At 66.4% G+C, this 14510-nt stretch carries 14 protein-coding genes; 10 read left to right on the top strand and 4 right to left on the bottom strand.

The annotated features are described in order from the left end of the window. Positions 1-55 precede the first annotated feature (55 nt). Positions 56-562 (bottom strand): DUF1993 domain-containing protein, encoded by a 507-nt coding sequence (locus M3A49_RS03835; RefSeq protein ID WP_028202511.1) that lies wholly within the window; start codon positions 560-562, stop codon positions 56-58. Positions 563-1006: 444 nt separating this feature from the next. Here M3A49_RS03835 and M3A49_RS03830 point away from each other — a divergent pair, with 444 nt between their 5' ends. Together M3A49_RS03830 and M3A49_RS03825 are read left to right on the top strand one after the other, a co-directional pair. Further along, positions 1007-1510: a hypothetical protein gene (locus M3A49_RS03830; RefSeq protein ID WP_416338917.1), complete on the top strand. Its 504-nt coding sequence runs from the start codon at positions 1007-1009 to the stop codon at positions 1508-1510. Positions 1511-1864: 354 nt separating this feature from the next. Further along, the gene (locus M3A49_RS03825; RefSeq protein WP_266227535.1) at positions 1865-2134 is read left to right on the top strand and encodes an RNA-binding protein; all 270 of its coding nucleotides are present in this window, start codon (positions 1865-1867) and stop codon (positions 2132-2134) included. A 17-nt stretch (positions 2135-2151) separates the two neighbouring features. On the opposite strand, the gene nadE is transcribed toward M3A49_RS03825, so the two are convergent. Beyond that, positions 2152-3030 (bottom strand): ammonia-dependent NAD(+) synthetase, encoded by an 879-nt coding sequence (nadE, locus tag M3A49_RS03820; protein WP_266227534.1) that lies wholly within the window; start codon positions 3028-3030, stop codon positions 2152-2154. A 155-nt stretch (positions 3031-3185) separates the two neighbouring features. On the opposite strand from nadE, the gene M3A49_RS03815 reads away from it, so the two are divergent. Then, entirely contained in the window at positions 3186-4466 is a 1281-nt protein-coding gene (locus M3A49_RS03815) for a L,D-transpeptidase (RefSeq protein WP_416338916.1), read from the top strand. A gap of 41 nt (positions 4467-4507) precedes the next feature. Here M3A49_RS03815 and M3A49_RS03810 read toward each other — a convergent pair whose 3' ends face one another. Both M3A49_RS03810 and M3A49_RS03805 read right to left on the bottom strand, forming a co-directional pair. After that, positions 4508-5422 carry a DMT family transporter gene (locus tag M3A49_RS03810; RefSeq protein ID WP_266227821.1) on the bottom strand — a complete coding sequence of 305 codons (915 nt, stop codon included), beginning with the start codon at positions 5420-5422 and terminating at the stop codon, positions 4508-4510. A gap of 202 nt (positions 5423-5624) precedes the next feature. Continuing rightward, complete coding sequence (locus M3A49_RS03805; RefSeq protein ID WP_266227533.1) at positions 5625-7199, bottom strand: ABC1 kinase family protein; 1575 nt, start codon at positions 7197-7199, stop codon at positions 5625-5627. A gap of 178 nt (positions 7200-7377) precedes the next feature. Between M3A49_RS03805 and M3A49_RS03800 the strand changes: the two genes are divergently transcribed. From M3A49_RS03800 to M3A49_RS03770, 7 genes are all read left to right on the top strand, one after another. Continuing rightward, positions 7378-8133 carry a DeoR/GlpR family DNA-binding transcription regulator gene (locus tag M3A49_RS03800; protein ID WP_028202504.1) on the top strand — a complete coding sequence of 252 codons (756 nt, stop codon included), beginning with the start codon at positions 7378-7380 and terminating at the stop codon, positions 8131-8133. A gap of 431 nt (positions 8134-8564) precedes the next feature. Beyond that, complete coding sequence (gene phnS, locus M3A49_RS03795) at positions 8565-9647, top strand: 2-aminoethylphosphonate ABC transporter substrate-binding protein (RefSeq protein WP_266227532.1); 1083 nt, start codon at positions 8565-8567, stop codon at positions 9645-9647. A 78-nt stretch (positions 9648-9725) separates the two neighbouring features. Further along, complete coding sequence (gene phnT, locus M3A49_RS03790; RefSeq protein ID WP_416338915.1) at positions 9726-10835, top strand: 2-aminoethylphosphonate ABC transport system ATP-binding subunit PhnT; 1110 nt, start codon at positions 9726-9728, stop codon at positions 10833-10835. Then, positions 10813-11727: a 2-aminoethylphosphonate ABC transporter permease subunit gene (locus tag M3A49_RS03785; RefSeq protein ID WP_254358229.1), complete on the top strand. Its 915-nt coding sequence runs from the start codon at positions 10813-10815 to the stop codon at positions 11725-11727. The genes phnT and M3A49_RS03785 overlap by 23 nt, the downstream gene beginning before the upstream one ends. Then, the gene (gene phnV, locus M3A49_RS03780) at positions 11717-12592 is read left to right on the top strand and encodes a 2-aminoethylphosphonate ABC transport system, membrane component PhnV (protein ID WP_266227530.1); all 876 of its coding nucleotides are present in this window, start codon (positions 11717-11719) and stop codon (positions 12590-12592) included. Before M3A49_RS03785 ends, phnV begins: the two co-directional genes overlap by 11 nt. Positions 12593-12749: 157 nt before the next feature. Beyond that, on the top strand, positions 12750-13361 hold the full coding sequence (locus M3A49_RS03775; RefSeq protein ID WP_254358234.1) for a GntR family transcriptional regulator: 612 nt from the start codon (positions 12750-12752) through the stop codon (positions 13359-13361). A gap of 73 nt (positions 13362-13434) precedes the next feature. Beyond that, a complete protein-coding gene (locus M3A49_RS03770; protein WP_266227529.1) occupies positions 13435-13989 on the top strand; it encodes a phosphonate degradation HD-domain oxygenase in 555 nt (184 codons plus the stop codon). Positions 13990-14510: the final 521 nt, after the last annotated feature.

Raw genomic sequence — 14510 nt, 5'->3', positions numbered from 1 at the left:
GCGCGGCGCGCAAGGCGCCGCACGCCTTTTTATTGCTTGCGTTTAGTGGCTCGCGTTAGCGCCCGCCAAGATAGTCGAGCTTGCCCAGCTCCACGCCGTTGTGACGCAGGATGTCGTAGGCCGTGGTGACATGGAAGAAGAAGTTGGGCAGCACGAAGCCCAGCAGATAGCTCTGGCCCGTGAACTCGATCGGGCCGCTGCGCATCTTGAGCGTAATGCTGCGCGCTTCCGTGCCGTCGATCTGCTCCGGCTTGAACCCGTTCAGATAGTCGATGGTCTTCTGGATACGGGCATGCAGTTCGTCGAAGGTGACCTCGACGTCCTCGAATTTCGGGGCCTCCACACCGGCGAGGCGCGCGGCGCAGCCCTTTGCGGTGTCTGTGGCGATGTGGATCTGACGCAGGAGCGGCAGCATGTCGGGGAAGAGCCGCGCGCCCGTCAGCGCGGTGGGGTCGATCTGCTTTTCCGCCGCGTGCGCCTGCGCCTTACCGATGATGTTTTGCAGATTGGTGAGGCCGCGCACGAGCACGGGCACCGATGCTTGATACATGGAAATGGACATGGGGTTTCCTCGTTTCTTCGAATGCGCGCGATGCGCTCCGCTCTGGAGCTGACCGGGCGGCCCATTATGCGCTATCGCGTCGCGTGCTGCCATCGGCCAAACGGCCAGCATCGGCGCGATGGCCAGGCATTTCTCCGGGCGCATAAATTACCTGGGATTACAAAGCAAAAATTCCTTGTGAAACCTTGAGGTTGCGAGTGCTCGCGGCGAGGCAGTGCGGGCCGCCACGCGATGTGCGCAACAGCATGCCTGCAGGCCGATGTGCGCAATTGCCCTGACAATATTTGATTGTGGTTTAATAGCCCGGCACCAACCATCCATTCCGCATCGTGCAGCACGATGCGCTCAACCATGAACGCAGAAAAGGCAGCAATACGCCGCATCGCGCGCCGCATGGCAGAAGGCATTGTTTGTCGCACTGGCGCGCCGCGGTGGCGCGCGCGAGTGTTGCGCGTTTCGCTGCTGGCGCTCGCTACGGGCAGCGCGGCGCAGGCCGCATTCGCGCAAGATCCACGGCTGCTCGATACGCGCGTCACGCAGGAGTCGGTGACGGACACGATCTGCCGTCCGGGCTACGCCGATACGGTGGCGCCGCCGTTCGACGAGACCATGGCGCTGAAGGACCGCATGCTCGCGGCGCGCGGCATCGACGCCGACGACGGCGTGGGCTACGCGCTCGACCGGCACGTGCCGATCGTCCTCGGCGGGTCGCCGGACGCCACGGCAAACTTCGACCTGATTCCCTGGGGCGGTCACGCCGGCGAGCGCCGCAAGTCGCTGCTCACGGTGCGCCTGAAGCGCTGCGTGTGCGCGGGGCGCATGACGCTTTCCCAGGCGCAGGCTGCGATCTCCGGCAACTGGGTGCACCAGTACGATCGCCTCACCCGCATGGACTGCGGCGGGTCGGCCGACGAGACGACCTCGGCAAGCCGCGACGACGGGTCCTGAAGCGCCGTTTCGCGCGCACCTTTCCTCCCTCGGGCACGCTGATTGCGGACCGGATCACACATGCGCAGCAGGCAATCGGGCGGCAATCGGTTAGCCGTCTGCCGCCAGACAATATGCCGCAGCGCACCGCTCAGCAAATGCGACTATGCTGACATTCATCAACACAAGGGAGTCACAATAATGCTCACGTCCAGTCTTTTGTTACTTGGCGTCGCTGCCGTGCTCGGCCAGGTGGCGTGGACCCGTACCCGCGCTCACGCGAGCCTGCAGCCCGTGCGCGTACGCGCGACGCAACCCCGTCGGTTCCGCTGAGCGCTGCACGTCGACTCCGAATACCCCGCGAGGTAGGCCGTCATGCACCTGACCGTCTGGAATGTTCCTGAAACCTGCAGCGAGCAGGATGTGCGCAGCTTTTTCGAGCGCGAACTCGGCAAGTACGCCAAGGGCATCACCGTTTATGACGCGGGCACGCCCAACGCGCACGCGGACCTCGAACTCGATTCCGAAGTGCCCTACGTGGCCGACGCCGTGGCGCGCGAACTTCAGTCCCGCCGCCTCGCGGGCGTCGCGCTGAGGGTGAGCGCGCCGCCGTTCGACGACGAGGAGCCGCCGCCACGCAACTGAGCCGTTCGCGCCGCGCTTCAGCCGCCGTCGTCGGCGGTGTCGTGCGGTGTATAGGGCAGCGCCCGCTTGTGGCGCGTCGCCTCGTAAAAGCGAAAGATCGTCTCGTAAGCGCGTTCGCTCACCGGTTTGCCTTCCAGAAAGTCGTCGATCTCGTCATAGCCGATTCCGTAGGCGTCTTCGTCAGCATGCAGCGGGCGCAACGTCTCCAGATCCGCAGTGGGCGTTTTCTCCACCAGCGTAGCCGGAGCGCCCAGTGCCCGCGCGAGCGCGCGCACGCGCCGCTTGTTCAGGCCCGCGAGCGGCAGCACGTCGGCGCCGCCGTCGCCGAACTTCGTGAAAAAGCCCATTAGCGATTCCGCCGCGTGATCCGTGCCGATCACCAGTCCCGCTCGCGCACCGGCCACCGCGTACTGCGCGATCATCCGCTCGCGCGCCTTGATGTTGCCGTGAACCATGTCCTGCGCGCTCTCGTCGGCGAAGGCGAGGCCGCTCGCCGTGAGCGAGGCGAGCATCGCGTCGGCGGGGGGGCGCATGTCGACGGTCAGGATTTCGTCCGCGGCGATGAAGGCGAGCGCGGCGGCGGCGTCCGCTTCGTCGCGCTGGCTGCCGTAGGGCAGACGCATCGCGATGAAACGTGCCGCCGTCTGGCCCCGCGCGCGCAGGCTTTCCACGCTCAGCTGCGCGAGGCGCCCGGCCGTTGCGGAGTCGATGCCGCCGCTGATGCCCAGCACGAGCGTCTGCAGCCCGCTCGCCTGGAGGCGCTGCCCGAGAAAGCGCACTCGGTGCTCGATTTCGGCTTGTGCGTCAAAGCGCCCGGCGACATTCAGTTCGGCGATGATGCGTCGCTGGCGGGCGAGGCGTTCGGCTTCGGGGTTGGCGTCCGGTCTGGTGGACATGGGCGGTTCCTCAATCTGGCTGCGCACGCGACATATGCGCGCAGTCTGCGTTGTCTGGTCTAATGTCGGGTGGTCGTGGCGCTGTCAGCGACGCCGCAGGGACGGTGCCCGACGTATCCGACTTCAGACAAGACGCACAATCGGCCGGACTCACGATGAACGACAATTTTTCGCGGCGCATGGGCGCTCGCGTACGCGGTGGCGTCCGGGGCGACGCCCCGAAACTTCCCCATCATAGAGCGCGGTGGTCGGGCGCGCCGGCGCGCCGCGCAATAGTCGCCGCACTCTGCAGCTGGTTTTACGCTTCGTGGGCGGCAAGCGCCGCTTACGCCTCCGACGCCGCGACGGCTTCCGGCGCGCATGTTGCCTCGGGCGCCGTGCGCAGCACGTCGGCGCAGGCGGCGTCGAAGCCGGCCGCTTCGGGCCCATCGGCTGTATCGGCTGCTTCGGGTGCATCGGCGGCTCGGCCGGTTGCCAAAGCGGCTTCGGCGGCTTCCGCTGCTTCTGTGCCCGCGCCTGCTTCGGCGGCTTCGAGCGCTTCGAGTGCGTCTGCCGCTTCGTCGCCGCAGCCGGCTTCCGCGGCCTCGGCCGCGTTGGCCGCCTCCGCGCCTCCCGCGCTCGTGCTGCCCATTCACCGGATGCTCACGCCGGAGGAGGCCGCCGAGGAAACCCGCGGCGCACTCGAAATGCGCAAGCGCTTCGCGCGCAACGTCAACCGGCGCCTGCATGTGCCGCTGGCCGAGCAGCGCGCCTACGGCCAACGTCTCCAGGCCGCGCTGGAAGAGAAGAACCTCGGCGCGCTGGCGGGCGAGTTCGTCATCCTCGTCGATCGCAGCGCGAATGTGCAGGCGCTCTTCATCTACTTCCGGGCCATGCCCGACGAGCCGTGGCTGATGATTGGCGCGTCACCGGTCGCGACCGGACGCCCCGGCGAGTTCGACCACTTCCTCACGCCGCTCGGCGTGTTCGAGCACACGCCGCTGAACATGGACTTCCGCGCGGAAGGCACCATGAACCAGAACAACATCCGCGGCTATGGCCGACGCGACATGCGCATCTACGACTTCGGCTGGGTGGACGGCGAACGCGGCTGGGGCAAGGGCGGCTATTCGCAGATGCGCTTCCAGATGCATGCCACCGACCCTGACCGCCTCGAGCCGCTGCTTGGCATCCGCCACTCCAAGGGCTGCGTGCGGATTCCCGCGACGCTCAACGCGTTCATCGACCACTACGGCATCGTCGACGCCGAATACCAGGCGCTGGTCGACGAGGGCAAGTCGCTCTGGGTCCTCCACTCGGACCGCGAGATCACGCCGTGGGCGGGCCGCTTTGTCGTCGTGGTCGATTCGGAGCGCAAGACGCGTCCGGCGTGGTCGCCCGCACCCGGTGGCAAGGCGCGCGCGAAGGTGCCGGCCGGCGCCGACACCGCCGACTGAGCGCGCGATCCGGCGAGGGCGCGCCAGCGCGTGCGCAGGCGCTACGCGCGCCGCGCGAGTAGCACGCCCGCGAGCGCGACGCCGAAGCCCGCCATCTGCACGGGCGTGAGTGTTTCGCCGAACAGCAGCCAGCTTTCGAGCGCCGCGAGCGGCGGCGCGAGAAAGAGCAGCGCCGTGGCGCGGGCGGCGTCGCCGTGGCGCACCATCCACACGAGCAGCGTCACGCCCGCGCCCGAGAGCATCGCAATGCCCCACGCCAGCGAGAACCACAGGGTCGGCGTTGAGATCCAGCGCGTCTCGCCGAGCACGAGCGCGAGCACGGCGGCGACGATGGCTGCGCCCAGGTTCTGCACGGCGCTCGCGCTGCGAATGTCGGCTTGCGCGAGCGAAGTCTTCTGGTAAAGCGTGCCCGCCGTGATCGATCCGACCGACACCACCGCGACCACCACCACGAGCAGCGGATTCGCGTGAGCGTGCGTGTGCGCAGTCGCGGCAGCGGCGTCCGTGATTGCGCCGCCGCCGGCGTGCATGGCGGCGTACAACTTCGGGCTCAGCACGAGCACGACGCCGGCGAGGCCGAGCGACATGCCGGTCCAGCGCCGCGGCGGCAGGCGCTCGCCGAACGTGCGTGCCGCGATGGCGGCCGTCAGGAGCGGCTGGAGCGCGCCGAGGAGCGCCATCACGCCCGCGCTCAAGCCCTGCGCGACCGCCCAGTAGCCCGCGCCCAGATAGACGCCCTGCAGGAGCGCGCCGGCGAAGAGATGCTTGCCGATTTCGCGTCCGCGCGGCCAGGGCGCGCGCATCGCCAGCGCGACGATCGTGAACAGCGCCGCCGTGCCTACGAAGCGCGCCAGCAGGAACAGGTTGGGATCGGCGTAGGGCGCGATGGCGCGCGCGACGACGAAACCCGTCGACCACAGGACGACGAAAAAGGTGGGGGCGAAGGTGGCGAGCATCGGTGTCGAAGTGGGCGCGCGCTGACGCTGCGCCCGAAGAAACACGAAAGGCACGGAGTATCGCGCGACGTGCAGGTTGCGGTCTTGTTCAGGACTGCACTGGCCCGGACGCGTGCCGCTCGATGATATGACGCAACTAACCGCCTAGCCCGTGCCGCGCCAGCTAATGCAGACATCACGAAGCCGGAAACGCTAGCAGCGGCTAGCTTCCAAACAACACCGCCGTCATGCCGATCAAGCCGCCACAGACCGCACAGGCGAGCAGCAGCGCGCGCGTGCGCCGATGTTCGCGGCGCCAGGCGTCGAGCAACGCGGCCTGCTGCGCGGCTTGTCCCGCAGCGGGACCGAGTCCGCCCTTCGCGTGGTGCTCGAGGAAGTGGAACACCATCTGCGGCACGCGCGGTGCGATTTGCGCGAGGTGGGGCAACTCCTGCGAGAGTCGCCGGATCCAGCCGCGGTGGCCGAGATCTTGCCGCGCGATATCGGCGAGCGTGTGTCGCGCGATGCCCCACGCATCGACGCCGGGATGAATCGAGCGGGCCAGCTGCTCGGCCTGGCCGAATGCGCGCTGCGCGGCCACGAGGCGCGGCGAGACTTCGCCCCCGAACGGCTGCACCGAATGCAGCAGATGATGGAACAGCGCCCCTGCGCTGCGCTCGTCGGTGTCGCTCGCGAAATGCGCTTCGCTGCGCGTGCGCAATTCGGCCTCGATCTGTTCGGTGCGTGCATGCGTGGGCACATGACCCGCCATGTGATGCAGCGTGGCGAGCCGGCCGTAGTCCTGTTCGAACAACGCGGTCGCGCCGTGCACGAAGAATTCGCGTTCAGGCGAAGAAAGGCTCGTCATCAGCGCGGCGCCCGCAAGCACGAGGCGGCCGCGCGTCTCGGGTTCGACGCTCACCGCGACCCGGCTGGCGTCGAGGGCCGCATGGAAGAACCCGTGCTCGAACGCCTGGCGCGTAACCACTTCGATCAGATGGGCCGCCACCTGCGTGACGTTGATGTGGTGCTCGGCAAGCCCGGCGATATCGGTCGCGCGCACGGTGTCGATGTGCTGCACGGCGATCGTCTGAGGGGTGCAGAGGTCCCAGATCACGTCGGGCACGACGATGCGCGGGTCATCGCCGAGCTGATGGCCGCTCTGGCTCAGATTCGCGGCCTGGGCGCGCAGGTCGAAGCGGCGGTGCAGATCGTCGCGCAGCGCCTGCGCGAGCGCGTGCAGCTGCAGCTTGCGCGCGGCGCGCGAAAAGCGCTCTATCCAGCGGGCCACGGCGCACAGGAGCGCGGCGTCGTCGTCGACTTCCTGGACCTGTTTTGCGCGCAGCACGCGCAGCGTGATCGTCTGGTGGCCGTTCACCGGCAGCGCGAGCCGCGCAATGTGTGTCTGCTCGCACCAGCCGTTGTGGGCCGGCTTGGGGTCGATCCACGTGAACACCGTTGCGGGCGGTTTGCCGAGCGCGGCCCGCAGCGTGGTGTCGAGCGTCTCGCCCGCGAGGGGTGCTTCGAAATGCTCGATGGAGTCGATCGCGTCGTGCAAGGTCGCGCCCGCGAGTTCGGGGCGCGTGGCGAGCGTTTGCGCGAAGGCCGCGGCGAGCGGTGCGAGACGCGGCAGCGAACCATGCAGGCGCGAGGCGAGACGCGGGTCGCCGTGCAGGTTCGAGGCGAGCGTGAGGAACCAGTGCAGCTTGTGATGCTCGGGCGCGGCGAGCCAGATCAGCCTGAAGCCATAACGCAGTGCACAAAACAGCAGACGCAGTTGACGAAGTCGTGAACGCATGAATTCCAATGGTCATCGCATGAGCGCGCGGTCTCCACGAGATTAGCAGGGATGCGCCCGCGATGGCAGGGCGGGCTCGTTCTGCGCATGCGTAATACAATACGGCGGCTTTTCCGGATTCACGCCGGACTCACTTCATTACCCGCGTTTTTTCCACGCACGACCCGCGCCCATCGAGATGCTCGCAGAACAACGTCACCAATACATCCTCTCGCAAGTGAACCGGACGGGCGCGCTTTCTGTGGCGGATCTCGTGCGCGAACTGCGCGTCTCGCGCGAGACGATCCGGCGCGACCTCAATACGCTCGCGGAGCGCGGGCTGCTCGTCACGACTCACGGCGGCGCGCTCTCGAGCGATCGCCGCGAGCCCGATCTCGACGTGCGCGAAGCCGCCAACGCGAGCGCCAAGCGCGCGATCGGCGAACGCGCGGCGGAGTTCGTGCCCGACGGCGCCTCGGTCATCATCGATTCCGGCAGCACCACGCATGCGCTCGCGCGCGCACTCACGGACCGCCATCGGCTCACGGTCTATACCAACGACTGGCGCATCGCGCTGTTGCTCGGCCGCCGCAACGAAAACCGCGTCACGCTGCTGGGCGGCGAGCTGTCCGACCACGAGGAGGCGACCTTCGGCCTCGACACCGTGCAGCAACTCGCGCAGTACCACGCCGATTTCGCGTTCGTCGGCGCGGGCGGCATTACTGCCGACGGCTGGCTCACCGACTATTCGCGCATGGTCGCCGAGGTGCGCAGCCGCATGCTCGCGGCCACGGCCTGCGCGATCGTCGTCGCCGACCATTCGAAGTTCGGGCGCGTCACGCCCGTGCGCATCAACGGTTTCGAGCAGGCGCGCTACGTCATCACCGAGCTTGCGCCCGAAAAGAGCGTCGCGCGCGCGATTACGGCGCGCGGGCCCGAACTCGTCATCGCCTGAGTCTTCCTGCGGCGTGGCGCGACGCGCGCTGTGTTTGCCCGTTTACACGTCTGCATGGCTGCCGTCAAACCGCTGCCGGCGGAATCATCACGCGTATGTGGCTTGTCGAATATTGGCGAATTGTGGAATTTTTTGACAAACGCCACAATCGTCATGCGCGTGTCATCAAAACCTGTGATTCTTGCGGGGCCCGTCCAGATGGGCCGGTAAGCGAGGCGAGCGGCAATTCCGCGGCTTCGCCGGGCCGGCCGGTTCAGATGGAAAGCGTCGGATTGTAGACAATCTGCAATCCACGACGCGAGACCATCACCAGACGGGCAATGACAGGCGGCGCAGTCCGCCGAAGTTCGGATTGTTCAGCCCAGTTCGATCCATTCAATCACAAACGCATCGGGTATCCCGAGCATCTGGTTTTGCCTTCGGAGAGTGACATGAACCACACGAATTCCCATCGCGCGGGTTTTGCACGCAAGCTGCTGCCGATCGCGGCCGCCGCAGCGCTGCTGGGCGCAGCAGCGAGCGCGCATGCCGCCGACGCCGTCGTGCTGTACACAGCCGACGGCCTCGAAAATCTCTACAAGGACGTGCTGCCGGCCTTCGAGAAGAAGGAAGGCGTCAAGGTCAACATCGTGACGGCGGGCAGCGGCGAAGTGGTGAACCGCGCGAACGTCGAGAAGGACTCGCCGAAGGCCGACGTGATCGTCACGCTGCCGCCGTTCATCCAGCAGGCGCAGCAAAGCGGCCTGCTCCAGCCGTACCAGAGCGTGAACTACAAGAATGTCCCGACGATCGCAAAGGCGACCGACGGTTCGTGGGCGACGTTCGTGAACAACTACTTCTCGTTCGCGATCAACCCCGATGTCGTGAAGAACGAGCCCAAGACGTTTGCCGACCTGCTGCATCCGGACTACTCGGGCAAGGTCGCGTACTCGAACCCGGCCACGGCGGGCGACGGCATGGCCGTGATCATCCTCACGACCTCGCTGATGGGCGAAGACAAGGCGTTCGACTACCTCAAGAAGCTCGAGCAGAGCGCGAAGTTCCACACCAAGGGCACGGGCTACCTCGACGTGCTGCTCTCGCGTAACGAAATCTCGGTGGCCAACGGCGACCTGCAGATGGATCTCGACGACGCAGCCAACGGCGGTCTCTCGCTCAAGCCGATCTTCCTGGCGGCCGACGCTGGCGGTCATCCCGCGACGTTCCAGCTGCCGTACGCAATCGGCCTGATCAAGAACGGCCCGAACCAGGCTGAAGGCAAGAAGCTGATCGACTACCTGATGTCGACGGACGTACAGTCGAAAGTGCCGGACATCTTCGGTATTCCGGGCCGCACGGACGTGGCGCTCACGGGCAAGAACGGCGAAGCCGTCAAGCAGGCCATCAAGGGCGTGACGCTGATTCCGGTGGACTGGAACCAGGTGATGGCGAAGAAGGCCGACTGGACGACGCGCTGGAAGAACGAAGTGATCGGCTCGTCGGGCAAGCAGCTCGAAGTCGTGAAGCCGAAGTAAGCAACTGTACCTGCAACTTTGTATGGGACCAGAGTAAGGCGCCAAAGCGCCAACTCTGGCCGACAGGAGATGAACCCGGTGAATACCGCAAGCCTCGCGCCGGCCGGCATGGCCCGCGCGCTGCCGGATGTGTCCGGACTGACTGACGCCACGGACGCCTCCGGCGCTGCGGGCGTGCAGATCGACCACCTGAGCGTGCGCTTCGGCGCGCGCACTGTCCTCGACGATCTGTCGCTCACGATCCGCCGCGGCGAACTGTTGACCGTGCTGGGCCGCAGCGGCTGCGGCAAGACGACCTTGCTGCGTTTCATCGCCGGGTTCATCGAAGCCGATGGACTCGCGGGCTCGCTCACCGTGGCGGGCCGCGACCTGACCCATGTGCCGCCGCATCAGCGCAACCTGGGTCTGCTGTTCCAGAGCTATGCGCTCTTCCCGCATCTCTCGGTGTTCGAGAACGTCGCGTTCGGGCTGAAGGCGCGCCGCGTGCCGTCGCGCGACATCGCGCGGCGCGTGGCCGACGCGCTCAAGCTCGTGCAACTCGGCGACGCGGGGCACATCATGCCCGCGCAGCTCTCGGGCGGTATGCAGCAGCGCGTGGCGCTCGCGCGTGCGCTCGTGATCGAGCCGGATGTGCTCCTGCTCGACGAGCCGCTCTCGGCGCTCGACGCCAATCTGCGCGCTTCGGTGCGCTCCGAATTGAAGGCGCTGCACGAACGCCTGCCCGATCTCACGATCGTCTGCGTGACGCACGATCAGGACGACGCGCTCGTGCTCTCCGACCGCACGCTGCTGATGCGCGACGGCCACATCGCGCAGCTCGGCACGCCGCAGGAACTCTACGACTCGCCCAACGACGCCTACGTGGCCCGTTATCTCGGCGCGGCGAACCTGCTGCCGCCGAACGTCGCGTTCCCGGTGGGCGACGCGCGCCACGACGTGCGCGACAAGCTCGCCTGCCTGCGCCCCGAAAGCCTGCGCGTGGTGCCGCTCGGCGAAGGCTCGCTGCACGGCACGATCGAATCGGTCGAGTGGTATGGCTCGGTGCTCTCGGTGCCGGTGCTGCTCGACGCGATGCCGAACGAGCCGGTGCTCGTCACCATGCAGCGCGGCCACGGCATGACGCCGGCGAAAGGCATGCGTGTGTCCCTGCGTTACGAGGCTGATGATGTCGTCCTTATCAACCCCTGATTCCGCCCTGGCTCTGCCCAGCGCCGACGCACACGCGGCCGCCGTGCGCCGCCGCGAACGACGCGCGCAATGGCATATCGCGTTTCTGCTCGTGTTCGTGCTCGGGCCGCTCGTGGTCTATCCGCTCGTGCGTCTCGTGCTGCTGAGCCTTTCGGGCGCGCATGGCTTGAGCTTCCACGCGTACGAGACGTTCTTCGGCAATCCCGATTCGCGCGGCGTGATCGTCACGACGCTGTGGATCCTGTTCCTGAGCGCGGGTCTGGCTTCCGTGCTCGGCGTCGCGCTCGCCGCGCTACTGTTCTTCAAACCGTTTCCGGGCGCGCAACTCGTCACGCGTTTTCTGGAACTGTTCGTGGCGTTCCCGTCGTTCCTCGTCGCGTTCACGCTGATTTTTCTGTACGGCTCGCAGGGCTCCGTGAGCATCGGGCTGCAACGGCTCTTTCATTTGCAGGCGCCGCCGCTCGACTTCCTGTTCGGCATCGGCGGCGTGGTGCTCGCGGAAGTGGTGTTCTACGCGCCGTTCGTCGTGCGCCCGACGCTCGCCGCGTTCGCGCTGCTCGACATGCGCCTGATCGAAGCCGCACGCAGTCTCGGCGCGAACAGCCGGATGGTCGCGCTGCGCGTGATCCTGCCGCTCGCGTGGCCGGGTATCGCGGCGGGCACGATCCTGTGCTTTCTGCTGACGTTCAACGAGTTCGGCATTCTGCTCGTGCTCGGCAGCGCGCACCTCATCACGCTGCCGGTGGCGATCTACAGTTCGGCCACGGTCGATCTCGATCTGCCGACAGCCGCCGCAGGCGCCGTGGTCATGCTCGCGATGTCGCTTTCCCTGTATGCGCTGTATCGGCGCGTGAATCGCCGCAGTCATGGAGGCGCGCGCAATGTCAACTAATCCCGTCGCCGGTTCCGAACGTATCGCGCTGCCGCCGAAGCATCTTCGTGCGCGGCCTGTCGAGCGCAGCCTCATCTCGCGCGTTGCCAGCGCGGCACTGCTTGGCTTCGCGGCGCTGCTGTGCTTCTGGCTTTTCGTGTTGCCGGTGATCGTCGTCGCGTTGTCGAGCGTCGCGTCGCACTGGTCGGGCACGATCTTGCCCGACGGTTTCAGCACGCGCTGGTTCGAACGCCTCGGCTCGAGCGACTTCGATGCGCTCGCAACGAGTCTCGAAGTCGGCTTCGGCGTGGCGGTGCTCGGCACGGCGCTCGGTCTGTGGCTCGCACTCGCGCTCGAAGGGCGCGACCGGCGCGGTCTGGGCGCGGTCGTCGATACGCTCGCGATGGTGCCCAACGGCGTGCCGAGCGTGGTGCTCGGGCTCGCGGTGTTGATTGCATATCACAAGGCGCCTGTGGATCTGTCGAGTTCGGCTGCGATCGTCGTATTCGTGCAGCTCGCGCTTGTGTTGCCGTTTTGCTATCGATGCGCTTCGGCCGCGCTGCGTCCCGAGCTGACCGTGCTGCGCGAAGCGGCAGCGAGTCTCGGTGCGCCGCCTTCGATGGTGCTGCGCCGCGTGGTGCTGCCGCAGCTCGTGCCGGCCATCCGCGCGAGTCTCGCGCTGGGCTTCGCACTGTCGCTCGGCGAGCTGGGTGCGACGCTCACGGTGTATCCGCCGGGCTTTGCGACGGTGCCGATCGTCGTGGTAGGCGCCGTCGAGCGCGGTTACTATCTGCCGGCTTCGGCGCTCTCGCTGGTCCTGTTGCTCGTCTCGCTGGCTGCGCTGGTGCTGATCGCGTCACGTGTGCCGCGCCGGCGGGCGGACTGAGCGGATGGATGCCATGCGGTTCGATGCGCCGCAGGCGCGCAACAGACGGACAAGGCAGGACATGCCAGATTCGATGAGCGAAGAGCGCGCGAGTAGCGGCAACGCGGGCGATCCTGATCGCGATCCTCAGACATTGTCCGACACGACGCCGCTTGCCATGGTGCGCCAGCACTCGCTCACTGCGCTGGTGCGCGACGAGATCGAGCGACGCATCGCGGCCGGCATGCTCGCCCCCGGCGACAAGCTCAACGAAGCCGACTGGGCGGCTCGCCTGGCGGTCTCGCGCGGACCCGTGCGCGAAGCGTTTCGCGCGCTGGAGCAGGCCGGCCTCGTGCGCAACGAGAAACATCGGGGTGTGTTCGTGCGCAGCGTCGGCGCGGCTGAGGCCCAGGAACTTGGCGTAGTGTGCGCAGCTTTATGCGAAGCGGCGTGCCGGATGCTGGCGCCGCGCATCGACGCGGCCCAGGTCGCTGAGTTGCGCGAGCACCTCAACGCGATGCGCGACGCGGCAGTCGTCGAGAAGGGCGAGGCTTTTCTGCAAGCGCGCGACGCGTTTCGCGCGTCGCTCTTCGCCTCGGCTGGCAATGCCAGGCTGCGCGAGACCTATGAGAGGACCGTAAGCGAATTGCGGCTCTCGTCGCGGCGTGCGGCGCCGGCGCACAGCGCAATGGATGCATCGTATGCGGGGCATCGGGCGCTGTTGAGCGCGCTCGCGTCGCGCGACGCCGACGAATCGGCCAGGCGCATGCGCGAGTCCTGCGGCGACTGAGAGCAGAAGGAACGATGGGCGGCGCGCTCGTGTGGGCCGTCGCCGTATTCACGTCATAGAGGAGTTGAAGAAGATGGCACTGAGCCTCGCGGATATTCGTGAGCTGTTCGAGACGTACGGCGCCCAGGCCTATAGCGGCGAGCCGGTCACGCAGCTGGAGCACGCGCTGCAAAGCGGCGCGCTGGCAGAAGAAGAGGGCGCGACCGAAGAGCTAACCGCCGCGGCGTTCCTGCATGATCTGGGCCACCTGCTCAACCGTCAGGGCGAAACGCCGACCGAACGCGGCATCGACGATCTGCACCAGTACTATGCGCTGCCGTTCCTGCGGCCCGTGTTGCCCGATAGCGTGCTGGAACCGATCCGCTTGCACGTCGATGCGAAGCGCTACCTCTGCGCCGTCGATGAAGCGTATTTCGGCTGCCTCTCCGCAGACTCGGTGCGCAGCCTCGAATTGCAGGGTGGCATCTTCAATGCGGATGAGGCGCGCGATTTCGCTGCGCGCCCCCACGCCGAAGACGCGGTGCGCCTGCGCCGCTGGGACGATCTCGCGAAGGTGGCCGGCAAGCCGACGCCGGATCTTGACTACTATCTGCAGCTCGTCGAACGCGTTATGCAACGCCACGTTTGAGGCGATTGCGCTCACGCGTTTTTCCGAATTTCACGCGAGTCAAAAAACCGCTTGCAAGATGTCACCTGCGTGACTAGAATTCCGGTCTTTCGCGCTTTCGATGAAGGCGCGGGGAGACGGGAAGCCCAGGCGAAAGCCTTGTGGCGACTGGGTCTGCGGGTGATTCGAAGTTAAGCGGCAGGTTGAACGAAGTAAAAAAACCTGTTGACGGATCGCCAGACAGTCTTCATAATCTCGTTTCTCTGCTGCTGACGCAGCAACGCAGAAAGAAGCCGGTAGTTAGGTGTTTTTAACGGCGCTTTCGCGATCGATCTTTAAAAATTTACAGCCGATAAGTGTGGGCGCTTGATGCGGTGGCGGCCTGATGTGGTTCTTCGGAGCGATATCGGGAGCAGCAAAAGTATCAAGAGTCTCACACTAAAGTAAGTCAGGTTTTTGAATTTATTCAGATACCTGTCAGCTTTGAGTGAGCGACCGGTCTCGAGAGAGACCGAAAACAGTAACAGGTATTGAACTGAAGA

The organism is Paraburkholderia sp. CNPSo 3076 (assembly GCF_026343935.1).
Lineage (GTDB): Bacteria > Pseudomonadota > Gammaproteobacteria > Burkholderiales > Burkholderiaceae > Paraburkholderia > Paraburkholderia nodosa.
This window is presented reverse-complemented; position numbering and strand designations above follow the sequence as displayed.